The sequence below is a fragment of the Salinisphaera orenii subsp. orenii MK-B5 genome (assembly GCF_003788635.1).
In the GTDB taxonomy this organism is placed as follows: domain Bacteria; phylum Pseudomonadota; class Gammaproteobacteria; order Nevskiales; family Salinisphaeraceae; genus Salinisphaera; species Salinisphaera orenii.
In genome coordinates, this window is record NZ_AYKH01000011.1 from 59155 (window position 1) to 82015 (window position 22861).

A 22861-nucleotide genomic window follows, 5' to 3' on the forward strand; every position below is an offset into this window, starting at 1 on the left:
GTCAGTTCGATATGCCATGCACGCCCGTATTCCCCGCCCCTGGAACCCGCGCGGCCTGATCGCGGCCTATGCGATCGCGGCATTGCTGGTGCTGTCCTACAGCGTGCCGGCGACGCGGGCGTTATGGGACGGCCTCGATGCCTGGATCGCGCTCGATCTGAACGCGCTGGTGCGCACCAGCCATGCCGAACAGCTGTTCTGGGCGAGCGCCAATCTGCGCGTGTTCGACTATGTGGCCGCGCTGGTGCTGTTCGGGGTGCTGGGCGTCTATGCGGTGGCCGGGCGCAACGCCCCGCGCGCCGAGCGTATGGCGCGCACGGTGCTGATCGTCGTGACGCTGGTGGTGCTGGTCGGGCTGACGCGGGAGTGGCTGTTCACTGACGTTCGCCGGGCGAGCCCGGCGCTGGTGCTGGAGCCGTTCACCCGCCTGTCCGCGCAGGTGGGCTTTCACGTCAAGGATCATTCGGCCCGGAGTTTTCCCGGCGATCACGCCACCGTGGTGGCGACCTTCACCTTTCTGGTGTGGTGTCTCGCCGGGCGGCGCTACGGCCTGGTGTCGCTCGTATTGGCGACGTGCTGCGTGCTGCCGCGGCTGGTCGCCGGCGCGCACTGGTTCAGCGACGTGCTCATCGGCGGCGTCGTCACCGCGCTGCTCACGGTGCCGCTCGTGGTGTTCACGCCGGTCCACCGCCTCGCCGTGGCCGCGTTGCTGCGGCTCCACGCCGCGGGCGCAGCGATGCGCGGGCGCGTGAGCCACGACCGGCGCCACCCGCGCTGAAACACGGCGCGTATCGTCGCCGGCGTGCGGTAAGCCTTGATTCGCCGGCCCGTCGAGGCCATCAACAGGGCAGTACACGCGATCCCGATCGCGTGCCTCGAATCACAGCCGGCGCGCAGGCACGCGCCGGACGCAAAGGAGCAGTCACCATGACCCAGGCGATACGTTTTCACGAGACCGGCGGCCCCGAGGTTCTGCGCTACGAGGACGTCGAGGTCGGCGAACCGGGCGCGGGTGAGGTGCGCGTCCAGGTCGAGGCGATCGGGCTCAACCGCGCTGAGGCGATGTTTCGCTCCGGCGCCTATCTCGAGGATCCGAAGCTGCCCGCCGGCATCGGCTACGAAGGTGCGGGTATCGTCGAGGCCGTGGGCGAGGACGTGACCGGCGTCGCCGCGGGCGATGCGGTCTCGGTGATTCCGGCGTTCTCGATGAACGACTACAGCTTCTATGCCGAGCGCGCGATCGTGCCGGCCCATGCCGTCACCCCGCGCCCGCGGGGCCTGGACGCGGTGCAGGCCTCGGCCGTCTGGATGCCGTTTCTCACCGCCTACGGCGCGCTCATCGAGATCGGCGAACTCGCGGCGGGCGATGCCGTGATCATCCCGGCGGCCTCCAGCAGCGTGGGCCTGGCGGCGATCGAGATCGCCAACCGCGTCGGGGCGATCTCGATCGCGGCGACGCGCACCTCGGCCAAGGTCGACGAGCTCAAGAAGGCCGGGGCGGCCCACGTGATCGCCACCGAGGAACAGGACGTGGCCGCGGAAGTCATGCGCATCACCGAAAACGCCGGCGCGCGGGTCGTGTTCGATCCGGTCGCCGGCTCCGGCGTCGAGACGCTGGTGGACGCGATGGCGCCCGCCGGCATCCTGTTCGTCTACGGCGCGCTGTCGGGCGAGCCGACGCCGTTCCCGCTGATCAAGGGTCTCAACAAGGCCCTGACCATGCGCGGCTATACGCTCTTCGAGGTGATCGGCGATCCCGAACGCTTCGCGCGCGGCAAGCGCTTCGTCACCGACGGTCTCGAAGCCGGCGATTTCACCGCGACCGTGTCGCGTACCTTCGGCTTTGCCGAGATGGTCGAAGCGCACCGCTACATGGAATCGAACCAGCAGTTCGGCAAGATCGTGGTGACCGTGCCGTAGGCTCCTCGGCCATACCGGCGGCCGTGACGGTGCTATTGGCGCGGCGGGTGGCGCGATTCGACCGGTCAGCCCCGTGCCGCTGCGGCTCGGGGCCCGCTTGCAATGAAACTATCCGGCCGCATCGACAACAGTTGGACCACCGACAGGATGTGACGATGAAGATACTCATGGTACTGACCTCGCACGACGCGCTCGGCGACACCGGCAAACCGACCGGCTTCTGGCTCGAGGAATTCGCCGCGCCCTACTATGTGTTTCGCGACGGCGGCGCCGAGGTGGTGCTGGCCTCGCCAGCCGGCGGCGCGCCGCCGGTGGACCCGGCCAGCGATGGTGAGGACGCCCAGACCGAGGCCACCCGCCGTTTCAAGCAGGACAATGACGCCCAGCAGGCGCTGGCCTCGACCCACAGGCTGGCCGACGTCGCCAACGATCGCTACGACGCGGTGTTCTATCCCGGCGGCCACGGCCCGCTGTGGGATCTCGCCGAAGACACGGATTCGATCGGCCTGATCGAGCGCAGCTATACCGACGGCACGCCGCTGGGCCTGGTCTGTCACGCGCCGGGCGTGCTGCGCCGGGCGAAAAACGACAAGGGCGGCCCGCTGGTCAAGGGCCTCAAGGTGACCGGCTTCACCAACAGCGAGGAAGAGGCCGTGGGCCTGACCGAGGTAGTGCCGTTTCTGGTCGAGGACATGCTCAAGGACAACGGCGCCAACTACTCGCGCGGCGACGACTGGGCCTCGCACGTGGTCGTCGCCGGCAATCTGGTGACCGGACAGAATCCGGACTCGTCGGCTGCCGCGGCGCGCACGCTCATCAACCAGCTGCAGCCGAAATAGCGGCCGGCGCGCGGGTGCGTTCCCCGGCGCTCGAAAACCGCTGACACCGGGCGTGGCCGGCTATACTCGCGGCCATGCCCGGCGCTGTCTCCAACGCGATTCGTGCGGCCCGTGCGGCCGATCTCGACGCCGTGGCCGCGCTCGAGGCGGCCTGCTTCACCTGCGATGCCCAGAGCCGGCGCAGCCTGCGCCATCTGCTCACCCGCGCCCACGCGGATTTTCTGGTGTGCGTGCTGAATGAGGCGATCGTGGCCGATGTGGTGGTGCTCTATCGGCGCGCCAGCCGCGTGGCACGGCTGTATTCGATCGCGGTGAGCGATGCGGCCCGCGGGCGCGGCATCGCCGCTGCGCTGCTCGCGGCAGCCGAGGCGCGTGCGCTCGTGCAGGGCTGCACCCTGATGCGGGCCGAGGCACGTGCGTCGAATCACGCCTCGCGGGCATTGTTCGCGCGTGCGGGCTATCGCGAAACGACACCGCTTTGCGATTACTATCAAGGCCCCGGCGCGCGGCGCGAGGATGGCGTGCGCCTCGAGAAGATCCTGTCTCCCCCAAGCGAGTAGAACGAACCGATGGCCGAGCCGATCGTGGTGGTGGAGTCGCGGCGCGACTGGAAGGGCGCCGCGCCGGCGGTGCGGCTGGTCATCGCCGACGAGTATCTCAGCGATCCGGCCTTCGCCGAGGCCGAGCTGCACGTGATCAACCTGTGCCGGAGCATGCGCTACCAGAGCCTGGGCTATTACTGCTCGCTGCTGGCCGAGGCGCGCGGGCACCGTGTGCTCGCCTCGGTGGCCACGCTGCAGGATCTGTCGCGCAAGATTCTCTACGGCAGCGAGATCCCGGCGCTGGCCCAATATCTGGACGCGCTCGACGATGCCGAGCGCGCCGCCTTGCCCGCGCACTTCAACGTCTATCTCGGCCAGTGCGAGAATCCGGTACTGGCGCCGCTCGCGCGCCGGCTGTTCGAACAGTTCGCGGTGCCGCTGCTGCACGTGGATCTGCGCCGTCGCAAAGAGCGGGTGAGCGTGGCAGGGCTGCGCACGCTGTCGATCCGCGCGCTGGAGGCCGGCGAGGCCGATTGTCTGGCCCGCGCGCTGGACGCGCACGTCGCCAAAGGCTGGCGCTCGGCCCGCAAGCGCCGAGCGGCGCGCTTCGATGTCGCCATGCTGGTCGACGCCGACGATCCGCAGCCGCCGTCGAATGCGGCCGCGCTGGCGCAGTTCGTCGCGGCCGGACGCCGCCTGGGCCTGGAGGTCGAACGGATATCGCGGCGCGATTTCGGACGTCTGGCGGAGTTCGACGCGCTGTTCATCCGCGAGACCACGCGCCTGGCCCACCACACCTACGCGTTCTCGCGCCGCGCCGAGCGAGAGGGCCTCGTGGTGATCGACGACCCCACCTCGATTCTGCGCTGTACCAACAAGGTCTATCTGGCCGAGCTGTTGAGCCGCTACAAGGTGGCCGCGCCCAGGGCCTGCATCTTCGGCGAGCGCGAGGTCGAGCGCCTGCCGGGGCTGCTGGGTTTTCCCATGGTGCTCAAGGCGCCCGAGGGTGCGTTCTCCAAGGGCGTATTCAAAGCCGCCGACCGCGCCGAGCTCAACGAGATCGCCGCGCGCCTGCTCGACGATTCCGAGCTCGCGCTGGCCCAGGAATTCATGCCCACCGAGTTCGACTGGCGGGTGGGCGTGCTCGCCGGCAAGCCGCTCTACGTATGCCAGTACGCCATGGCCGGCGGCCACTGGCAGATCGTCAAGCACGGCGAGGACGGCCAGTACAGTGAGGGCAACTCGTTGACGCTGGCGGTCGAGGAGGCGCCGGCCGAGGTGGTCGAAACCGCGGTGCGTGCGGCGAACCTGATCGGCGACGGGCTGTACGGCGTCGATCTCAAGCAGACAGCGGCCGGCATCCGCGTGATCGAGATCAACGACAACCCGAGCATCGATGCCGGGGTGGAGGACGCGGTGCTCGGCGACGCACTCTACGACCGCATCATGGGCGAATTCCTGAGGCGGCTGGAGCAGCGCACGCGGGCGCGTCCGGCGGCCCGTCGGTAGGCGAAGGTCGGGGGCGTCGAGGGAGCCGGTTTTGTTATCATTCCCGTTTGTTTCGACGCGTGCGGCGCGCTGACGCGGCCGCGATCCACATTTCCAAGGGCGAGCTATGACTGAGCGTATCGAAAAGGCGGGCCTGCAGATCGGCAAGCCGCTACACGACCTGATCGAGAAGGCACTGCCGGGCACCGGGGTCGAGCCGGATGCGTTCTGGCAGACGCTGGCCGATCTGGTCGCGGAGTTCGGCCCCCGCAACGCCGGCCTGATCAAGCATCGCCGGGATGTCCAGGAGACGCTGGACAAGTGGCACCGCGAACACCGCGGTGACGCCTTCGACTTCGGCGAATACAAGCAGTTGCTCGAGGAGCTGGAATATCTGGTGCCCGAGGGCGAGGACTTCCAGGTCTCGACTGAGAACGTCGATCCCGAGATCGCGACCGTGCCGGGGCCGCAGCTGGTGGTGCCGATCACCAACGCGCGTTTCTCGCTCAATGCGGCCAACGCCCGCTGGGGCAGCCTGTACGACGCCCTCTACGGCGCCGACATCATTCCCGAGAGTGACGGCGCCGAAAAGGGCACGAGCTACAATCCCAAGCGCGGCGCCAAGGTCATGGCCTGGGCGGCCGGCTTCCTCGACGAGGCGTTTCCGCTGGCCGAGGGCTCGCACGCCGATGCGACCGCCTACCGCATCGACAACGGCAAGCTGGCCGTGGACGTCGGCGACAGCCACACCACGCTCCGGGACGGCAAGCAGTTCGCCGGCCACCAGGGCGAGGCGTCCGCGCCCGACGCCGTGCTGCTGGTCAACAACGGACTGCACGCGGAGATCCAGATCGACGCCGAGCATCCGATCGGCAAGGATCACGCCGCCGGCGTCAAGGACGTCCTCATGGAAGCGGCGGTCACCGCCATCCAGGACTGCGAGGACTCGGTCGCGGCGGTGGACGCCGAGGACAAGGCGCTGGTCTATGCCAACTGGTGCGGCCTGATGAAGGGCGATCTCCAGGAGACGGTCGACAAGGGCGGCAAGACCATCACCCGAAAGCTCAACGCCGACCGCGAATACACGGGCGCCGACGGTTCGGCCCTGACCCTGCCGGGGCGCAGCCTGATGCTGGTGCGCAACGTCGGCCATCTGATGACCACGCCGGCGGTGCTGGACGGTGAGGGCAACGAGATTCCGGAAGGCATTCTCGATGCGCTCGCCACCGGCACGATCGCCCTGCACGACCTCAAGCGCAACGGCCCGCACACCAACAGCCGTGCCGGCAGCGTCTACATCGTCAAGCCCAAGATGCACGGCCCGGCCGAGGTCAACTTCACGGTCGAGCTGTTCGCGGCCGTGGAGAAGGCCGTCGGTCTGAGCCCGAACACGCTCAAGGTGGGCATCATGGACGAGGAGCGCCGCACGACGGTCAACCTCAAGGAATGCATCCGTGCGGCGCGCGAGCGTACGATCTTCATCAACACGGGCTTTCTCGACCGCACCGGCGACGAGATCCACACCTCGATGGAAGCCGGGCCGATGCTGCCCAAGGGGGAGATGAAATCCCAGCCTTGGCTCAAGGCCTACGAGGACAACAACGTCGATACCGGGCTGGCCGTCGGCCTGCGTGGCAAGGCCCAGATCGGCAAGGGCATGTGGCCCGCGCCGGACAACATGGCCGACATGATGGAGGCCAAGATCGGCCACCCGAAGGCGGGCGCCAACTGCGCCTGGGTGCCGTCGCCGACCGCGGCCACGCTACACGCCATCCACTACCATCGCTGCAACGTGCTCGAGCGTCAGGCCGAGCTGGAGTCGCGGCGCGAGAACTATCTCGACGACCTGCTCACGATTCCGCTGCTCGACCGCGAGCTGTCGGCCGACGAGATCCAGAAGGAGCTCGATAACAACTGCCAGGGCATCCTGGGTTATGTCGTGCGCTGGGTCGATCAGGGCGTGGGCTGCTCCAAGGTGCCGGACATCACCGACACCCAGCTCATGGAGGACCGCGCGACCTGCCGGATCGCCTCCCAGATCGTGGCCAACTGGCTGCATCACGGTGTCACCAATGAACAGCAGGTGCGCGAGACGCTGGAGCGCATGGCCGCCGTGGTGGATCGCCAGAACGAGGGGGATCCCAGCTACCACAATATGGCGCCGGACTTCGACGATTCGGTGGCCTTCCAGGCCGCGAGCGATCTGATCTTCAAGGGCGTCGAGCAGCCCTCCGGCTACACGGAGCCGGTTCTGCACGCGCGTCGCCTGGAGCTCAAGGCCAAGCGCGCCGGCTGATCGCCTCGGCGGTCGTCCACTATAGAGCCCGGCTCCGGCCGGGCTTTTTTGTGGGCGCGACATGCCATGGGGAAAGCTGGCCATTACAGACAATCGGGATAACCGTCGCTGGCGCCAGTGACCGTGGACAAAACGTCGAATAGCCGAAAGTCTCATTGCGGGGAGGCGGGCGCTCGCCGAGGATGGCGTCGGTCAGCAAACCGATAACACTCAAGGGAGGGGACATGTCCGACCGACCGACCGGGACGGCCGCCGATTATTGGCGCGCGAACGTCCGGTTACTACTCAAGCTTCTCGTCGTCTGGTTCGTGGTGTCGTATCTGTGCGGCATTCTGCTCGTGGACGTTCTCAATGCGTTCTCGATCGGTGGCTACCCGCTCGGCTACTTCTTCGCCCAGCAGGGCTCGATCTATGTCTTCCTGTTCCTGATCTTCTTCTACGCCTGGCGCATGAACAAGCTGGATCGGGAATTCGGCGTGGCCGAGAAGGAGTAGCACGGAATGGATACACAAACCTGGATCTACCTGATGGTCGGCGGCAGCTTTCTGCTGTACCTGGTGATTGCGATCGCCTCCCGCGCCGGCAGTACCGACGATTTCTACGTGGCCGGTGGCGGCGTGGGCCCGGTGGCCAACGGCATGGCCACGGCCGCGGACTGGATGAGCGCGGCGTCGTTCATCTCGATGGCCGGCCTGATCGCGTTTCTCGGCTACAACGCCTCGCCCTATCTCATGGGCTGGACCGGCGGCTTCGTGCTACTGGCGCTGCTGCTGGCGCCGTATCTGCGCAAGTTCGGCAGTTTCACCGTGCCGGCGTTCATCGGCGCCCGCTACTACTCCAACGTCGCGCGCACGGTCGCGGTCATCTGCCTGATCGTGGCGTCGATCACCTATGTGATCGGCCAGATGAAGGGCGTCGGCGTGGCCTTCGGACGCTTCCTGCAGGTCGAGTTCGAGACCGGCGTGATGATCGGCATGGCCGTGGTGTTCGTCTATGCCGTGCTCGGCGGCATGAAGGGCATCACCTACACCCAGATCGCGCAGTATATCGTGCTCATCTTCGCGTTCACGGTGCCCGCGGTCTTCATCTCCATGCAGCTCACGGGCGTGCCGCTGCCGCAGATCGGCCTGGGCTCGACCATGGCCGATGGAAGCGGGGTGTATCTGCTGGAGCGGCTCGATAATGTGATCACCGATCTCGGCTTCGACAGCTTCACGACGCCAGAACACTCGACGCTCAACGTGTTCATGCTGACGCTGTCGCTGATGATCGGCACGGCGGGGCTGCCGCACGTCATCATCCGCTTCTTTACCGTCCGCAAGGTCACCGACGCCCGCAAGTCGGTCGGCTGGGCGCTGTTCTTCATCGCCATTCTCTACACCACCGCACCGGCGGTCGGCGCGATGGCGCGGCTGAATCTCATGGAGACCGTGCAGACCGGTCCCGTGGGCGAAGAGACCGGCAACCTGAAGTACAGCGAACGTCCGCAATGGTTCAAGACCTGGGAAGGCACGGGCCTGCTCGCCTTCGAGGACAAGAACGACGACGGTCGGATCCAGTACTACAACGCAAACAGCGAAGAATTCGCGGAAGAGGCCAGCAGTTACGGCTGGGAAGGCAACGAGATGGTCACGGTCGACCGTGACATCATGGTGCTCGCCAACCCTGAAATCGCGCAGCTGCCGTCTTGGGTGATTGCGCTGGTGGCCGCGGGCGGCGTGGCCGCTGCGCTGTCGACGGCGGCGGGACTGCTGCTCGCCATCTCCTCGGCCATATCGCACGATCTGCTCAAGAGCATGCTCAAACCGGATATATCCGAGAAGAACGAGCTCATGGCAGGACGCATCGCGATGACCGGCTCGATTCTGGTGGCAGGGTATCTCGGCATGAATCCACCAGGATTCGCGGCCGAGGTGGTCGCACTGGCCTTCGGGCTGGCCGCGTCCTCCATATTCCCGGTGCTGCTCATGGGCGTGTTCTCCAAGCGCATGAACCGCGAGGGCGCGATCGCCGGCATGCTGGCGGGCCTGACGGCCACCGTGCTCTACATCTTCGTGTTCAAGGGCATGTTCTTCATTCCGGGCACCAACCTCTTCCCGGATGAGGCCGGCTACTGGTTCCTCGGCATCCAGCCGGAGTCCTTCGGGGCGATCGGCGCGGCGATCAACTTCATCGCCGCATTCCTGGTCTCGCGGGCAACGCCGGCCCCGCCGGCCGAGATCCGCGACATGATCGAGGATATCCGCGTGCCGGGCGCTCTGCGTCAGGTTTGACCGGATCTTCGGTCTGCACCATCGGGCCCCGCTTAGGCGGGGCCTTTTTTATGGCTGCCATACGGCGATGACGGCCGTGGCTGACACGCGCACAGAGGCTGCATGTTCAGACAAGCGATTGCGCTCACCGAGCGGCGTGGTTTCGCGCGCCGTTACGGACCGGGCGGCGCCGGCGGTGGTACATTCGGTCGTCGTGCCGCGGGTCGGGCCTCACGAGGTTCGAGGGCTGGGGAACCCGGGCCGTCGAGCCGCGCCGATCGGCGCATGAAATGTGACACAAGGAGTTGAATCATGGCGGATGATCCGGTCGTCATCGTGGCTGCGGCCCGTACGCCGATGGGCGGGCTGCAGGGTACGCTGGCCGCGGCCGCCGCGCCGACGCTGGGGGCCGCGGCGGTGCGCGCGGTGATCGAGTCCAGCGGAGTCGCCGCGGACAGCGTCGACGAAACACTCATGGGGTGCGTGCTCCCGGCCGGTCTCGGCCAGGCGCCCGCTCGTCAGGCCGCGCTCGGCGCCGGTCTGGCGCGCTCGACCCGCTGCACCACCGTCAACAAGATGTGCGGCTCGGGCATGGCGGCGACCATGCTGGCCCACGATCTGTTGGCCGGCGGCAGCGCCGATGTGGCGGTCGCCGGTGGCATGGAGAGCATGTCCAACGCGCCGTATCTGCTCGATCGCGCCCGGGCGGGCTACCGTATGGGCCACGGTCGGGTGGTCGACCACATGTTTCTCGACGGCCTCGAGGATGCCTACGAGCCGGGCCGGCTGATGGGCACCTACGCCGAGGACTGCGCCGAAGCGCAGGGTTTTTCGCGGCGCGCCCAGGACGCCTTCGCCATCGCCTCCCTCGAGCGCGCCCGGGCCGCCATCGAGTCGGGCGCCTTCGACGACGAGATCGTTCCCGTGACCGTCGGCCGTGGTCGGCGTGAGACCACGGTGACCACGGACGAGCAGCCGCACAGCGCGAGCATCGAGCGCGTGCCGGAACTCAAGCCCGCCTTCCGCGAGGGCGGCACCGTGACCGCGGCCAACGCCAGCTCGATCTCCGACGGCGGTGCCGCGCTGCTGCTGATGCGACGCACCGAAGCCGAGCGTCGCGGTTTGACGCCGCTCGCGGTGGTGCGCGGACATGCGTCTCATGCCGACGAGCCGGGCCTGTTCCCGACCGCGCCGATCGGCGCGATGAAGCGGCTCGGCGAGCGCACCGGCTGGTCGCTGGCGGATGTCGATCTGTTCGAGATCAACGAGGCGTTCGCGGTCGTCCCGCTGGCCGCGATGGGGGCCTTCGACCTGCCGCACGAGAAGGTCAACGTGCGCGGCGGCGCCTGTGCGCTCGGGCACCCCATCGGCGCGTCGGGCGCGCGCATTCTGGTGACGCTGCTCTCGGCCCTGCGTGAACGCGATGTCCGACGCGGCGTGGCCTCCATCTGCATCGGCGGCGGCGAGGCCACGGCGATCGCGCTCGAGCGCTGCGCCTGATCCCATGCGGGCCACCGAGGAACAGCGCCGGATCGCCGAGGCCGTTCGGGATTTCGCGCAGACGCGTCTGAAGCCCCACGCGGCGGACTGGGATCGCGACAGTCGCTTCCCTGCGGAGGCGGTGCGCGAGATGGCCGAACTCGGGCTGCTCGGCATGCTCGTGCCGGCGGGCTGGGGCGGTGCGGAGACCGGTTACGTCGCCTACGCCATGGCCCTGGAGGAAATCGCCGCCGGCGACGGCGCGTGTTCCATCATCGTCTCCGTGCACAACTCGGTCGCCTGCCTGCCGATCCTCACCTTCGGCACCGACGCCCAGCGCGCGCGTTTCCTGCGCCCGCTGGCCGCCGGCGACATGCTCGGCGCCTTCGCGCTCACCGAGCCGCAGGCTGGCTCCGACGCGCGCAACATCCGCACCACGGCGCGTCGCGAGGGTGACGGCTGGGTACTGAACGGCGCCAAGCAGTTCATCACCTCCGGCGCGCAGGCCGACATCGTCATCGTGTTCGCCCGTACCGGCGAGGCGGGCGCGAAGGATGCGATCAGCGCGTTCATCGTGCCCACCGATACGCCCGGTTTCTCGGTATCGCGGGTCGAGCACAAGCTGGGCCAGCGGGCCTCGGATACCTGCGCGCTTCACTTCGACGGCATGGTGGTGCCCGACGAGTACCGCCTGGGCGAAGTGGGCGCGGGCTATCGCATCGCGCTGGCCAATCTGGAAGGCGGGCGCATCGGTATCGCGGCCCAGGCGGTGGGCATGGCGCGCGCCGCCTACGAGATCGCGCGCGACTACGCCCGCGAGCGCGAGAGCTTCGGCTGGCCGATCATCGAGCATCAGGCCGTGGCCTTTCGGCTGGCCGACATGGCCACCCGCATCGAGGCCGCACGGCAGCTCGTGCTGCACGCCGCCGGCCTGCGGGAGGCGGACGAACCCGGCCTGTCGGAAGCGTGCATGGCTAAGCTGTTCGCATCGGAGATGGCGGAACAGGTCTGCTCCGATGCCATCCAGACCCTGGGCGGCTAAGGTTATCTGGCCGATTACGCGGTCGAGCGCATCTACCGCGACGTGCGTGTCTGCCAGATCTACGAGGGCACCAGCGATGTCCAGCGCATGGTCATCGCACGCCATCTGTAACGACCGCGTTACGATCGCGGCCTGACAGACTACGATCACCGCTCAGCCTGCCGGAGCCCATGGTGCCGACCGCCCGAATCAACCGCCACATCGTGCTGCACGCGCTGTCGCTGCTGGTGTTCATCGCCAGCGCCGCCCATGCAGACGACACGAGGATGGTCTTTCCCGAGCGCGTCCCGCAGGGCGCCATGGTCATCGGCAAGGTGCCCCCGGGCAGCCGTGTCGTCCACGCCGGCCGCGAACTGCGGGTGACCGACTACGGCAGCGTGGTCTTCGGTGTGGCCCGCGACGCGAGCGGTACGGCGGCGGTCACGGTGACGCCGCCCGGGGCGAGCGAGCGCACCGTGCGGATCGCCATCGCGCCCCGCGACTGGCCGATCGAGCGGGTCGACGGCGTGCCGCCGGAGACCGTGGACCCGCCGCCGGAGATCGCCGAGCGGATCGGCCGGGAGCAGCGGGCCGTCGCCCGGGCCCGCGAGACCAGCGACGACGGCATCGGCTTCACCCAGGACTTCATCCGACCGGTGCCCGGCCGAATCAGCGGTCGTTTCGGCAGTCAGCGTGTCTACAACGGCACGCCGGGATCGGCGCATTCCGGCATGGACATCGCCGCCGCCACCGGCACGCCGGTGAAAGCGCCGGCCGCCGGGCGCGTGGTCTTCGCCGACGACCTCTATCTGACCGGCGGCACCGTGCTCATCGACCACGGCCACGGCATCGGCTCGAACTTCCTGCATCTGTCGAAGATGAACATCGGTGTCGGGGAGACGGTCGAGCAGGGCGAAATCATCGGCGAAGTGGGCGCCACCGGCCGGGCGACCGGCCCGCATCTGCACTGGGGCATGACTTGGTACGCTACGCGTATCGATCCGCTGCTGGTGCTTGAGCGCTGAGTCGCGTGCTGGCAGGTAATTGCGGATCGCCACCTCAAGGCCATGTCTGCCGGTCGCTGGCGCGTTGCATGCGGGATACGCTGGCGAACGGTGTACCAAACAGAATATGGCGTCGATCATCGGTCTTGCCGTAGGCGCGATGGGGTTGCATCGATACGCGCGACGGCCGGCAATGCGCAAGAGCGGGCTTGGAGGCCAGGCGCGGATAACGAAAGAATCCTCAGGAGGCGCGCGTGCTGCGCGGTCAGTCAGCCCATGATGCGGTCGACCGTGAGGGCGATATCGCCGAGGACGACGGCGCGAGTGGGGGTATCGCGCCTCGGTGTCTGCATGAAGCCGTAGTCCTACAGCTCGTGCAACTCGTTCAGCGATGACTGGACGTGCTAAGCGACTGGCCGTTCATCCCGGCGCCGGTCACGCCGCAGCCACCGCGGCGGCGTCGATAGGTTTGGCGTCCGGAGTGCTTCCCGATCTCTTCCCAAGCCGGAGAAAGATCCGATGCAAGGGGATAGGCGTAAAGCTAGATGATTGAAATTTTTGGTGGGCCCGGTCGGACTCGAACCGACGACCAAGGGATTATGAGTCCCCTGCTCTAACCGCTGAGCTACAGGCCCCCTGACATGAAAACGCCGGGCGTGTGATCCGCCCGGCGCGGCACTATAGCTTGGCGGCCGTAGGGCCGCCAAGCGTTCGGCGGGTTCTACTTACTCGTCGAGGAAGCTCTTGAGGAAGGTCGCGCGTGAGGGATGGCGCAGCTTGCGCAGGGCCTTGGCCTCGATCTGGCGGATGCGCTCGCGGGTGACGTCGAACTGCTTGCCGACCTCCTCGAGCGTGTGGTCGGTGTTCATGTCGATGCCGAACCGCATGCGCAGCACCTTGGCCTCTCGCGGTGTCAGGCTGGCCAGCGTGTTGTGGGTGGCCTCGCGCAGCGATTCGCCGGAGGCGGAATCGTCCGGGGCGATGGCGTTGATGTCCTCGATGAAGTCGCCCAGATGCGAGTCCTCGTCGTCGCCGATCGGGGTCTCCATGGAGATCGGTTCCTTGGCGATCTTCAGGACCTTGCGCACCTTCTCTTCGGGCATCTCCATGCGCTCGGCCAGTTCCTCGGGCGAGGGCTCGCGGCCCATTTCCTGGAGCATCTGGCGGCTGATGCGATTGAGCTTGTTGATCGTCTCGATCATGTGCACCGGGATGCGGATGGTGCGCGCCTGGTCGGCGATCGAGCGGGTGATGGCCTGGCGGATCCACCACGTGGCGTAGGTCGAGAACTTGTAGCCGCGGCGGTATTCGAACTTGTCGACCGCCTTCATCAGGCCGATGTTGCCCTCCTGGATCAGGTCCAGGAACTGCAGTCCGCGGTTGGTGTATTTCTTCGCGATCGAGATCACCAGGCGCAGGTTGGCCTCGACCATCTCCTTCTTGGCGCGGCGGGCCTTGGCCTCGCCAATCGACATCTTGCGGTTGATCTCCTTGATGTGATTGACGTTCAGGCCGTTCTCGGCTTCGATCTCGCGGATCCGCGTCTGGGCGCGCACCAGATCCTCGCGGCGCGAGGCGATGGTGGACGAGTACCGGCGCTTGGCGCGGATGAGCTTGTCGAGCCATTCCTCGCTGGTGAGGTTGTCCGGCAGCTGGCGCACGAATTCGCGCCGCGGCATGCCCGCCTCGCGCACGCAGATGTTGAGCATGTCGCGCTCGGCCGAGCGGATATCGATCATGGTGGTGCGCAGCTGGAGCGTCAGGTCGTCCGCGGTCTTGGGCACCAGCTTGAAGCGCATGAAATGGTTGGCCAGCCCGGTGAGGGCCTTCTCGGTGGCCTCGTGCTCGCGGCCGTGGGCCTCGAGTGCCGCGACCGCGGCGTCGTGCCACCCGCGCAGCGTCTCGAACTGGTTCCTGGCTTCTTCCGGATCCGGGCCGTCGTTGGTCGGGGCTGCACCTTCCTCGTCATCGGCCTCGTTGCCGGTGTCCTCGTCCGCGACCACGGGATCGCCCGTATCGGGATCGACGAAGCCCACGATCACATCCGTCAGCCGCTTGTCGTTCGCCTGCACCTGATCCCACAATTCGAGCAGGCGGCCGGTGGTGGCGGGGAAGTAGGCCAGGGCGAACATCATCTCCGCCAGCCCTTCCTCGATGCGCTTGGCGATCCGGATCTCGCCCTGGCGATCAAGCAGTTCGACCGTGCCCATCTCGCGCATGTACATGCGCACCGGATCGGTGGTCCGCCCGAACTGGGGGTCGAGCGCGGCCAGCGTCGCCGCCGCTTCCTCGGCGTCGTCGTCGTCCTCGCTGACGGTGTTCTCGGACAGCAGCAGGCTATCGTCATCCGGCGCCTGTTCGTGCACCGTGATGCCCATATCGCTGATCATGTTGACGATGTCTTCGATCTGCTCGGGATCGACGATATCGTCGGGCAGGGTATCGTTGACCTCGGCGTAGGTCAGATAGCCTTTCTGCTTGCCGTGGGCGATCAGAAGCCGTAGCTGGGATTTCTTGTCTTTGCTCATGTGATCTGCTGCGTGTGGGTCCGTAGGGGCTGAGCGTGTCCGGCGATAACCGACCAGTATATCAATCAGGGCGTTTCGCTGCGACCGCGGTGTTGTCGCTGCGTGGCCGCTGTGGACTCAGGCCGTGTCGTCGCGTGCTCTCTGCAATAGCCGAAGCACCTCCTTGAGTTCGCGCGCGGCCTCGGCGTCGAGCGGGCCGCGTGCCTGTTGTGCCACCAGCCGGTCGTAACGCTCGCGAAGCGATTGTCGACCGGCGCTGTATTCGCCGAGCCGGCGTACGGTCTGCACGAATTCGCGCGCCCGTTCGTCCTCGCTGCCCGGCGGCGTGACGCTCGCGACCTGCTGCAGTCTCTCGAAGTAGCGTTGGTCGCGATGGCGTTCCAGCCAGTGCGATACCGGGATTGTTGGGTTGTTTGCGAAAAACTCAATCGCCTCCACAAGAATCGCCGCACCGCGGGCCGTGCTCTGGCGTACGGCCTCCAGGTCCTCGACCTGGCCGGCCAGGCTCGGGTCGCTGAGCAGCAGCGACAAGGCGCGGCTGACCGGCGTCAGGCGGATTTCGTGCCCACGCGAATCTGTATCGGCCGTCGGCGTCGCGCGTGAAGGCGCCTTGGCATACATCTGACGCAGATCCTCGGCCGGCAGCCCGGCGAGGCGCGCGATCTCGGCGATCAGCTCGGCCCGGAATGCCTCCGGCGGCAGGGCGTTGACGTAGCCGCGCGCGGCCTCCACCAGCTGGGCCCGGCCGTCCGGCGTGTTCAGGTCGATGTCGTCGGTCAGGGCGTCGAGCAGGACGGCCGAGGCGGGTCGCGCCTCGTCGATCGCCTGCTGGAACCGTGCCGGCCCGTCCTCGCCGCGTACCAGTGTGTCCGGGTCCGCCTCCTCGGGCATGAACAGAAACCGCACCCGCCGGGCGCCGCGCATCACCGGCAGGCTCTGTTCCAGGGCCTTGCGCGCGGCGCGGACGCCGGCGGCGTCGCCGTCGAAACAGAACAGCACTTCGGATGTATGCCGGAACAGCGTGGTCAGATGCGATTGGGTGGTGGCCGTGCCCAACGTGGCGACGGCGTTCGGAAAGCCGTGCTGGGCGAGCGCGATCACGTCCATATAGCCCTCGACCACGAGCAGCCGCGGGATGTCGCGCAGCGCCTGGCGGGCCTCGAACAGCCCGTACATGTGATCGGATTTGTGGAACAGCGGCGTCTCCGGCGAGTTCAGGTACTTGGCCTTGTCGTCGCCGAGCGTGCGCCCGCCGAAGGCGACCGTTCGCCCGCGCGTATCCCGGATGGGAAACATCAGCCGGTTGCGGAACCGGTCGAAGTAGCCGCCCGAGTCGCGTTCGATCAGCAGCCCCGCCCGATGCGCCGAGGCCCGGTCCCGCAGGGCGCCGGCCAGCGTGTCCCAGGCGTCGGGCGCGAAGCCCAGGCCATAGGTCTTGGCCATCGCGCCGGAGACGCCGCGGCGCTTGAGATAGTCGATCGCGGCCGGCGTCTCGCGCAGGGCGCTGCGATAGCGGCGGTCGGCGAGCGCCATCACCTCGAACAGCGGTTCGCGCCTGGGCCCGGACTCGTTCGCGGTGGCGGCCTCCTCCGGGATCTCGAGCCCCGACTGCTGGGCGAGCACCTCGACCGCGTCCCGAAACTCCAGCCGGTCGTATTCCATCAGGAAGCTGATCGCGGTGCCGTGGGCGCCGCAGCCGAAGCAGTGATAGAACTGCTTGGTGGGCGAGACTGTGAACGACGGCGTCTTTTCGTCGTGGAACGGGCAGCAGGCGGCGTATTCGTGCCCGGATTTCTTGAGCGACACGCGCGCGTCGATCAGCGACACGATGTCCGTGCGCTCGAGCAGCTGATCGATGAAATGCTGTGGAATGCGCGCCATTGGTCCGAGCCTATCCCGGTGGGCGGGCGCGGCGGTGCCGCGGCTCGGGCGCGCCGTTCAGCCCTGCAGCCGCGCCTTGAGCCGCTGGCTGACCACGGCCAAATCGGCACGGCCCTGCAGCCGGTTCTTCAGCACGCCCATCACCGGGCCCATGTCCTGCATCGACGTGGCGCCCTGTTCGCTGACCGCCGACTCGATGGCGGCATCGATCTCGGCCTCGGAGAGCTGGGCGGGGAGATAGTGTTCGAGCACCGCGATCTCGGCGGCCTCGGCGTCGGCCAGCTCGTGCCGGTCGGCTTCGCGATACTGGGTTTCGGCATCGCGCCGCTGCTTGATCATCTTCTCGAGTACGCCCAGGACCTCGGCATCGTCGAGTTCGCTGCGCTCGTCGACCTCGCGCTGCTTGAGCGCGGCCATCAGCATGCGCAAGACGGCAAGGCGTTCCTTGTCGCGCGTGCGCATGGCGGATTTCAGATCGTCCTGAAGCTGTTCCTTGAGACTCACGCGCTACCCCGGTTGCAAAGAAAAACAGCGGCCGGTGGGGCCGCTGTCACAGTATCGCCCGCGGCGCCTAGTACTGGCGCGTGAAGCGCTGCTGCTCGCGCTGCAGTTTCTTCGCGTGGCGCTTGACCGCGGCGGCGCGCTTGCGCTTGCGGGTCTGGCAGGGCTTTTCGAAGAACTCGCGACGGCGTACTTCGGTGACGACGCCGGCTTTCTCGCAGCTGCGCTTGAACCGACGCAGTGCGACTTCAAACGGCTCGTTTTCCTTGACACGTACGCTAGGCATTGAGCAATCACTCTCCGGAGGAATCGTGTGTATCTGGATTCGAACGGCCGCAAGCGAGCGCTTCGACCGCTAGAATAGGGCGAGTAAGTTTAATCCCGACCCCGGCGTTTTGCAAAGACAAGCGATCATCCTCGGTATCGAGAGCTCCTGCGACGAAAGTGCGGCCGCCGTCTACGACGGCGAGCGCGGGCTGATCGCGCATGCCCTGCACAGCCAGGTCGCGCTGCATGCCGACTACGGCGGCGTGGTGCCGGAGCTGGCCTCGCGCGATCATATCCGCAAACTGACGCCGTTGATCGAGCGCGTACTCGCGGAGGCCGGGCAGCCGGCGCTGACCGGCATCGCCTACACCCGCGGGCCCGGACTGGTCGGCGCGCTGCTCGTCGGTGCCTCGATCGCCGCGGGACTGGGCATGAGCCGCGGCCTGCCGGTGCTCGGCGTGCATCACATGGAAGGGCATCTGCTCTCGCCGCTGCTGGAGCCGGCGCCGCCGGCCTTTCCGTTCGTGGCGCTGCTGGTCTCGGGCGGCCACACGCTGCTGGTGCGCGTGGACGGGGTCGGGCGCTACACGCCGCTCGGCCAGAGTCTGGACGACGCCGTCGGCGAGGCCTTCGACAAGAGCGCGAAGATGCTGGGGCTGGGCTATCCGGGTGGCCCGGCGCTGGCGCGGCTGGCTGAATCCGGGTGCGCGGACGCGCACGATTTCCCGCGGCCCATGGTGCGTCGCCCGGGGCTGGATTTCTCCTTCTCCGGACTCAAGACCGCCGTCATGCTCGCGATCAAGGCCGCGCCGGACACCACGGCGGCGCGCGCGGATATCGCCGCGAGCTTCGAGCAGGCGGTCGCGGACACGCTGGTGGCGAAGTGCGCGCGCGCGCTCGATCAGACCGGCATCGGACGGTTGGTGGTGGCCGGCGGCGTCGGCGCCAATCGCCGGCTGCGGGCGGCGCTCGAGTCGCGCGCGGCGCGCGACGGCTTCGATCTGTATTTCCCCCGGGCCGAGTTCTGCACCGACAACGCCGCGATGATCGCGCTGGTCGGGTGGCTGCGACGCACGGACATGGCCCCCGGCATCGCCCCGGCCGAAGCCGTGGCGCGCTGGCCGCTGGCCGAGCTGACGCCGCCGGCCGCGGTCAGCTGAACAGGCCCAGCCAGAACGGCAGCGTCAGCATGGCCAGCAGGGTCTGGCCCGTGACCAGCGCGGCCATCAGCTCGCTGTCGCCGCCGAGCTGACGCGCGAGGATATAGGCGGCGGTGGCGGTGGGTGCGGCGGTGAACAGCAGCACCACGTCGCGGGAGACCGGATCCAGGCCGATCGGCACGGCGACGGCCAGCGCCAGGGCCGGCAGCAGTACCAGCTTGACCGCGGTCGAGCTCCAGAACGCGCGCCCGCTGCGCACCAGGGCGGCCGGGCGCAGCGCCACGCCCACTGCGATCAGCCCCAGCGGCAGGGCGGCCCGGGCGACCAGCTCCAGCGCCGGCCCGCTCCAGCCGGGCAGCCCGATCCCCGACAGGTTGAGCCCGACGCCGAGCGCGCAGCCGAGGATCAGTGGATTGCGCAGCAGCTCGCGCAGGCTGCGCCAGAGTCCCGCGCGACCGAGTGTGCCCGCGGCGATGAAGCAGAGCACGCAGAGCACGTTCACGGTCGGCACCATCAGCGCGATGGCCACCGCAGCCGCCGTGGTGCCGGCCTCGCCGTGCAGCGATGCCGCACCGGCGATGGCCACGAAGGTGTTGAAGCGCAGCCCGCCCTGAAAGACCGAGGTGAAGCTGGCGTCATCCAGCTGCAGCCGGCCGCGGGCCAGCCAGAGCAGTGCGGCGAAGGCCAGCAGCGGGCCGATGGTCGCCACCGCCAGCCGCAGCACCGGCACCTCGCCCACGTTCGCGGTGGCCAGGGTGGAGACCAGCAGGGCCGGGAACAGCAGGTAGTAGATCAGGCGTTCCGCGCGCGGCCAGAAATCGCCGCCGGGATAATCGCGCCAGCCTAGCAGGGCGCCCAGCAGAATGAGCACGAAAAGCGGCCCCAGGGCCTGTTGCACAGCCAGCATGAGCGGTTCTGCAGTCCTCGATCCGGGCCGGTCGGCCGACAGGCGCGGCATTCTGGCACGGTGGCGTGTACATTGCAGGTTTTACGCGCCGGTCCCGCCCGCTGCGGCGGACAGCGTCCGGCCCCGCCCGCCAGAGCGCGAGCGGCGGCCGGGAGCGCGACCGGTGACGGTCAGTCGACGGTGCGGTTTCGGGTTTTGCCCGAGCCCCGCGGCTCGGCGCGGCTTCGCAAGGGCCGGTCACAGGCCGTAGGCTTGCGCCGCGGCCGCGAACGACGACCGTTCCGGCAGCGGATATTGTGAACGGACAGGGAGTGCGCGTGGACACGATCTTCATCGAGCAACTGGTCGTGGAGACCGTCATCGGGATCTACGACTGGGAGCGCCACATCCGCCAGCGGGTGGTCATCGATCTCGACATGGATTTCGACATCCGTGCCGCCGCGGCTGGCGACGACGTCGAGCAGACCCTGAACTACAAGGCGGTCGGCAAGCGTGTCATCGCCTTCGTCGAGGCGGCCGAATTCCAGCTCGTCGAGACGCTGGCCGAGCGCGTCGCCGCACTGGTGCTCGACGAATTCCCCGTTCAGCGGCTGAGCCTGCGCGTGAACAAGCCGCACGCGCTGCGCGGCGCGGCGGGCGTGGGCGTGCGCATCACCCGGGAGCGTGGCTCGTGAGGCCGGTGTTCGTCGGCGTCGGCAGCAACATCGATCCGCGAACCCATGTCCCGCGGGCGCTCGCGCTGCTCGAGACCCGTTTCGGGGCGCTGCGCGTCTCCCGGGCCTATCGCTGTCCGTCGGTCGGCTTCGACGGTGACGACTTCATCAATCTGGTGATCGGATTCGACAGCGACGAGCCGGTCGCCGATCTTCAGGCCGCGCTGCGCCGGATCGAGACCGACTGCGGGCGCGATCGCAGCGTCAAGCGGGCCTCGCGCCGCATGGATCTCGACCTGCTGCTCGTAGGCGATACCGTGCTCGATCGCGACGGTCTGACCCTGCCGCGGGCCGATATCCTCGAATACGCCTTCGTGCTGCGTCCGCTGGCGGAACTGGTCCCCGACGCCCGCCACCCGGTGCTCGGCTCGACCTACGCGGCACTCTGGGCGGCGTTTGACGACCGCGAGCAGCCGCTCACGCCGGTCACGATCAAGCCGTAGGGGCTGTCAACACGTCATGCGAGTCCGCACCACGGCGCTTGGCGCTGCGGGTTGGGCCGCCCATGAACAATCGACCCGGGGCACGCTGCGGCGTTGCCGTCTGGGTCGTGGCGCGCCACGATGGGCAAATCGCGCCTTGCCGCACACGAGGTGCGGTCGCCAACACGGCGCTTGTATAAAGTTTTAATAACACGGCAGCAAAACAGCTGAACCGTCAGCTTTTTTCAACGCGCTTAAAAAGAGAGGCCGGCGCATGCCCGTCCTGTATTTTCAAGCGCTTCGCGGCCGACGGCCGCGGCGAGCACACGAGCACATGTTCGCGTTATCAACCCGGCATGAAGGTATGTTCATGCTGGGTTTGAATAGGCCCTAGCCGCGCCCCAGGCGGCGTCCGCCGTCGACGGGTATGACCGCCCCGGTCTGGTAGTCGTTGGCCATGATCGCGCGCACCGCGGCGTAGATCGCCTCGGGGCTGCCCATGCGGCCGAGCGGGGTGGCCTCCAGCACCGCCGAGCGATGGTTCTCGTCATGCCAGGCCTCGAAGCTGATGGGTCCGGGCTGGATCGCGTTGACCTTGATGCGCGGCGCGTAGCGCTTGGCGAAGGCCAGCGACAGGTTCTGGAGCCCGGCTTTGGTCGCACAGTAGAGATCCTGCGCGGGCGCCGGGTTATCGGCGTAGATATCGGTGATGTGAATGATGTCCGCGGGCGCCTCCGGCGTGCCGTCGAGATGGGCGGCGAGATGCGTGTTGAGAATGTACGGCGCGAGCATGTGAACCGCGAAGAAGTCCTGGAACTGCGTGGCGGCGGCCGGGATGTCGGCTGCGGTCGGCGCGAAGCTCGAGGCGTTGTGGATGATCGCGCGCAGCGACGGCGCGGCCGCGGCCAGGCGCTCGGCGATGTCCGTGCAGGCCGCGGCGTCATCGAAACTGCCGCGCACAAGACGCGCGCCGCGCGCCGCCAGGCGCTCGATCGCCGCCGTTTCGCTGCGATAATGCGCCACGACGCCAAAGCCCTCGTCCAGAAAGCGGGCCGCCAGGTGGGCGCCGATGTTGCGGTTGGCGCCGGTGACGGCGACGCAGGGCTGCAACGTTTCTGTGGCATGTGTGTCGGACACGGGGGCGACCTCGCGCTATAGTGCGCCGCCACGAAACGGTCGATATCGCTCGGTTCGGCGGCCGTATTGGAATCTCAGGGCACGGTATACGTTTATGGAGTGGTATCAGCTGGTGGTGCTTGCGGTGGTGCAGGGCATCACGGAGTTCCTGCCGATCTCCAGTTCCGCGCATCTCATTCTGGTACCGCATTTCCTTGGCTGGGTGGATCAGGGGCTCGGCTTCGATCTGGCCATGCATCTGGGCACCCTCGTCGCCGTGCTGGCTTATTTTCGCACCGACGTGGCGCGCCTTGGGGTGGCCTGGATCCAGTCGTTCACGCGGGGGCGGCGCGACGACGACGTGCGCATGGCCTGGGGCTTGGCCCTGGCGACCCTGCCGGCGATCGTGTTCGGCGGCGTGCTGGGGGCCGTCGGCGAGGACAGCCTGCGCCTGCCCGGGGTGATCGCGACCGCGAGCATCGTCTTCGGCATCCTGCTCGGCGTGGTCGACTGGCGGGGGGAACG

Annotated in this window: 20 protein-coding genes, 1 tRNA gene and 1 pseudogene; 15 read left to right on the forward strand and 7 right to left on the reverse strand. The window is 67.9% G+C overall.

The window, feature by feature from the left end; all coding sequences use genetic code 11:
- Positions 1-16: 16 nt before the first annotated feature.
- The 11 genes and pseudogenes from SAOR_RS06820 to SAOR_RS06870 all read left to right on the forward strand — a co-directional run bounded on the left by SAOR_RS06820 (position 17) and on the right by SAOR_RS06870 (position 12862).
- Positions 17-778 carry a phosphatase PAP2 family protein gene (locus SAOR_RS06820; protein WP_245965418.1) on the forward strand — a complete coding sequence of 254 codons (762 nt, stop codon included), beginning with the start codon at positions 17-19 and terminating at the stop codon, positions 776-778.
- Positions 779-927: 149 nt separating this feature from the next.
- On the forward strand, positions 928-1920 hold the full coding sequence (locus SAOR_RS06825; RefSeq protein ID WP_123630771.1) for a zinc-dependent alcohol dehydrogenase family protein: 993 nt from the start codon (positions 928-930) through the stop codon (positions 1918-1920).
- 155 nt (positions 1921-2075) lie between these two features.
- Complete coding sequence (locus SAOR_RS06830) at positions 2076-2759, forward strand: type 1 glutamine amidotransferase domain-containing protein (RefSeq protein WP_123630772.1); 684 nt, start codon at positions 2076-2078, stop codon at positions 2757-2759.
- 74 nt (positions 2760-2833) lie between these two features.
- Positions 2834-3319 (forward strand): GNAT family N-acetyltransferase, encoded by a 486-nt coding sequence (locus tag SAOR_RS06835; protein ID WP_123630773.1) that lies wholly within the window; start codon positions 2834-2836, stop codon positions 3317-3319.
- Between the two features lie 9 nt (positions 3320-3328).
- Positions 3329-4810: a RimK family protein gene (locus SAOR_RS06840; protein ID WP_123630774.1), complete on the forward strand. Its 1482-nt coding sequence runs from the start codon at positions 3329-3331 to the stop codon at positions 4808-4810.
- A gap of 106 nt (positions 4811-4916) precedes the next feature.
- Entirely contained in the window at positions 4917-7085 is a 2169-nt protein-coding gene (locus tag SAOR_RS06845) for a malate synthase G (RefSeq protein ID WP_123630775.1), read from the forward strand.
- Between the two features lie 224 nt (positions 7086-7309).
- The gene (locus tag SAOR_RS06850; RefSeq protein WP_123592303.1) at positions 7310-7579 is read left to right on the forward strand and encodes a DUF4212 domain-containing protein; all 270 of its coding nucleotides are present in this window, start codon (positions 7310-7312) and stop codon (positions 7577-7579) included.
- 6 nt (positions 7580-7585) lie between these two features.
- Positions 7586-9358 carry a sodium:solute symporter family protein gene (locus SAOR_RS06855; protein WP_123630776.1) on the forward strand — a complete coding sequence of 591 codons (1773 nt, stop codon included), beginning with the start codon at positions 7586-7588 and terminating at the stop codon, positions 9356-9358.
- 291 nt (positions 9359-9649) lie between these two features.
- Positions 9650-10837 (forward strand): acetyl-CoA C-acyltransferase, encoded by a 1188-nt coding sequence (locus SAOR_RS06860; RefSeq protein ID WP_123630777.1) that lies wholly within the window; start codon positions 9650-9652, stop codon positions 10835-10837.
- 4 nt (positions 10838-10841) lie between these two features.
- A pseudogene (locus tag SAOR_RS06865) lies at positions 10842-11969 on the forward strand (acyl-CoA dehydrogenase family protein).
- A 59-nt stretch (positions 11970-12028) separates the two neighbouring features.
- Positions 12029-12862 (forward strand): M23 family metallopeptidase, encoded by an 834-nt coding sequence (locus tag SAOR_RS06870; RefSeq protein ID WP_123630778.1) that lies wholly within the window; start codon positions 12029-12031, stop codon positions 12860-12862.
- A 538-nt stretch (positions 12863-13400) separates the two neighbouring features.
- On the opposite strand, the gene SAOR_RS06875 is transcribed toward SAOR_RS06870, so the two are convergent.
- The 5 genes from SAOR_RS06875 to rpsU all read right to left on the reverse strand — a co-directional run bounded on the left by SAOR_RS06875 (position 13401) and on the right by rpsU (position 18037).
- A tRNA-Ile gene (locus SAOR_RS06875) sits at positions 13401-13476 on the reverse strand.
- Between the two features lie 90 nt (positions 13477-13566).
- Positions 13567-15426, reverse strand: a complete 1860-nt coding sequence (gene rpoD / locus SAOR_RS06880) for an RNA polymerase sigma factor RpoD (protein WP_281273420.1) — start codon at positions 15424-15426, stop codon at positions 13567-13569.
- Between the two features lie 60 nt (positions 15427-15486).
- Positions 15487-17250 carry a DNA primase gene (gene dnaG / locus SAOR_RS06885; protein WP_123591450.1) on the reverse strand — a complete coding sequence of 588 codons (1764 nt, stop codon included), beginning with the start codon at positions 17248-17250 and terminating at the stop codon, positions 15487-15489.
- Between the two features lie 57 nt (positions 17251-17307).
- Positions 17308-17754 (reverse strand): GatB/YqeY domain-containing protein, encoded by a 447-nt coding sequence (locus SAOR_RS06890; protein WP_123591449.1) that lies wholly within the window; start codon positions 17752-17754, stop codon positions 17308-17310.
- Positions 17755-17821: 67 nt separating this feature from the next.
- On the reverse strand, positions 17822-18037 hold the full coding sequence (gene rpsU, locus SAOR_RS06895; protein WP_006915178.1) for a 30S ribosomal protein S21: 216 nt from the start codon (positions 18035-18037) through the stop codon (positions 17822-17824).
- A 109-nt stretch (positions 18038-18146) separates the two neighbouring features.
- Between rpsU and tsaD the strand changes: the two genes are divergently transcribed.
- Positions 18147-19178 (forward strand): tRNA (adenosine(37)-N6)-threonylcarbamoyltransferase complex transferase subunit TsaD, encoded by a 1032-nt coding sequence (gene tsaD / locus SAOR_RS06900; protein WP_123630780.1) that lies wholly within the window; start codon positions 18147-18149, stop codon positions 19176-19178.
- On the opposite strand, the gene SAOR_RS06905 is transcribed toward tsaD, so the two are convergent.
- Positions 19171-20085: an AEC family transporter gene (locus tag SAOR_RS06905; RefSeq protein WP_123591447.1), complete on the reverse strand. Its 915-nt coding sequence runs from the start codon at positions 20083-20085 to the stop codon at positions 19171-19173. The two genes, tsaD and SAOR_RS06905, sit on opposite strands and share 8 nt — an antisense overlap.
- Before the next feature lie 317 nt (positions 20086-20402).
- Between SAOR_RS06905 and folB the strand changes: the two genes are divergently transcribed.
- A complete protein-coding gene (folB, locus tag SAOR_RS06910) occupies positions 20403-20759 on the forward strand; it encodes a dihydroneopterin aldolase (RefSeq protein WP_123591458.1) in 357 nt (118 codons plus the stop codon).
- Entirely contained in the window at positions 20756-21241 is a 486-nt protein-coding gene (gene folK / locus SAOR_RS06915) for a 2-amino-4-hydroxy-6-hydroxymethyldihydropteridine diphosphokinase (protein ID WP_123630781.1), read from the forward strand. The genes folB and folK overlap by 4 nt, the downstream gene beginning before the upstream one ends.
- A 369-nt stretch (positions 21242-21610) precedes the next feature.
- Here the strand turns inward: folK and SAOR_RS06920 are convergent, their stop codons facing one another.
- A complete protein-coding gene (locus tag SAOR_RS06920) occupies positions 21611-22357 on the reverse strand; it encodes an SDR family oxidoreductase (protein ID WP_123630782.1) in 747 nt (248 codons plus the stop codon).
- A 94-nt stretch (positions 22358-22451) separates the two neighbouring features.
- Between SAOR_RS06920 and SAOR_RS06925 the strand changes: the two genes are divergently transcribed.
- On the forward strand, positions 22452-22861 hold a 410-nt coding region (locus SAOR_RS06925; protein WP_281273419.1), incomplete at its 3' end, for an undecaprenyl-diphosphate phosphatase.

What these genes read in the sequence shown, in the direction of transcription:
- SAOR_RS06820 (WP_245965418.1), top strand. Translation starts at nt 17, where the DNA reads ATGCACGCCCGTATTCCCCGCCCCTGGAACCCGCGCGGCCTGATCGCG.
- SAOR_RS06825 (WP_123630771.1), top strand. Translation starts at nt 928, where the DNA reads ATGACCCAGGCGATACGTTTTCACGAGACCGGCGGCCCCGAGGTTCTG.
- SAOR_RS06830 (WP_123630772.1), top strand. Translation starts at nt 2,076, where the DNA reads ATGAAGATACTCATGGTACTGACCTCGCACGACGCGCTCGGCGACACC.
- SAOR_RS06835 (WP_123630773.1), top strand. Translation starts at nt 2,834, where the DNA reads ATGCCCGGCGCTGTCTCCAACGCGATTCGTGCGGCCCGTGCGGCCGAT.
- SAOR_RS06840 (WP_123630774.1), top strand. Translation starts at nt 3,329, where the DNA reads ATGGCCGAGCCGATCGTGGTGGTGGAGTCGCGGCGCGACTGGAAGGGC.
- SAOR_RS06845 (WP_123630775.1), top strand. Translation starts at nt 4,917, where the DNA reads ATGACTGAGCGTATCGAAAAGGCGGGCCTGCAGATCGGCAAGCCGCTA.
- SAOR_RS06850 (WP_123592303.1), top strand. Translation starts at nt 7,310, where the DNA reads ATGTCCGACCGACCGACCGGGACGGCCGCCGATTATTGGCGCGCGAAC.
- SAOR_RS06855 (WP_123630776.1), top strand. Translation starts at nt 7,586, where the DNA reads ATGGATACACAAACCTGGATCTACCTGATGGTCGGCGGCAGCTTTCTG.
- SAOR_RS06860 (WP_123630777.1), top strand. Translation starts at nt 9,650, where the DNA reads ATGGCGGATGATCCGGTCGTCATCGTGGCTGCGGCCCGTACGCCGATG.
- SAOR_RS06870 (WP_123630778.1), top strand. Translation starts at nt 12,029, where the DNA reads ATGGTGCCGACCGCCCGAATCAACCGCCACATCGTGCTGCACGCGCTG.
- dnaG (WP_123591450.1), bottom strand. Translation starts at nt 17,250, where the DNA reads ATGGCGCGCATTCCACAGCATTTCATCGATCAGCTGCTCGAGCGCACG.
- rpsU (WP_006915178.1), bottom strand. Translation starts at nt 18,037, where the DNA reads ATGCCTAGCGTACGTGTCAAGGAAAACGAGCCGTTTGAAGTCGCACTG.
- SAOR_RS06905 (WP_123591447.1), bottom strand. Translation starts at nt 20,085, where the DNA reads ATGCTGGCTGTGCAACAGGCCCTGGGGCCGCTTTTCGTGCTCATTCTG.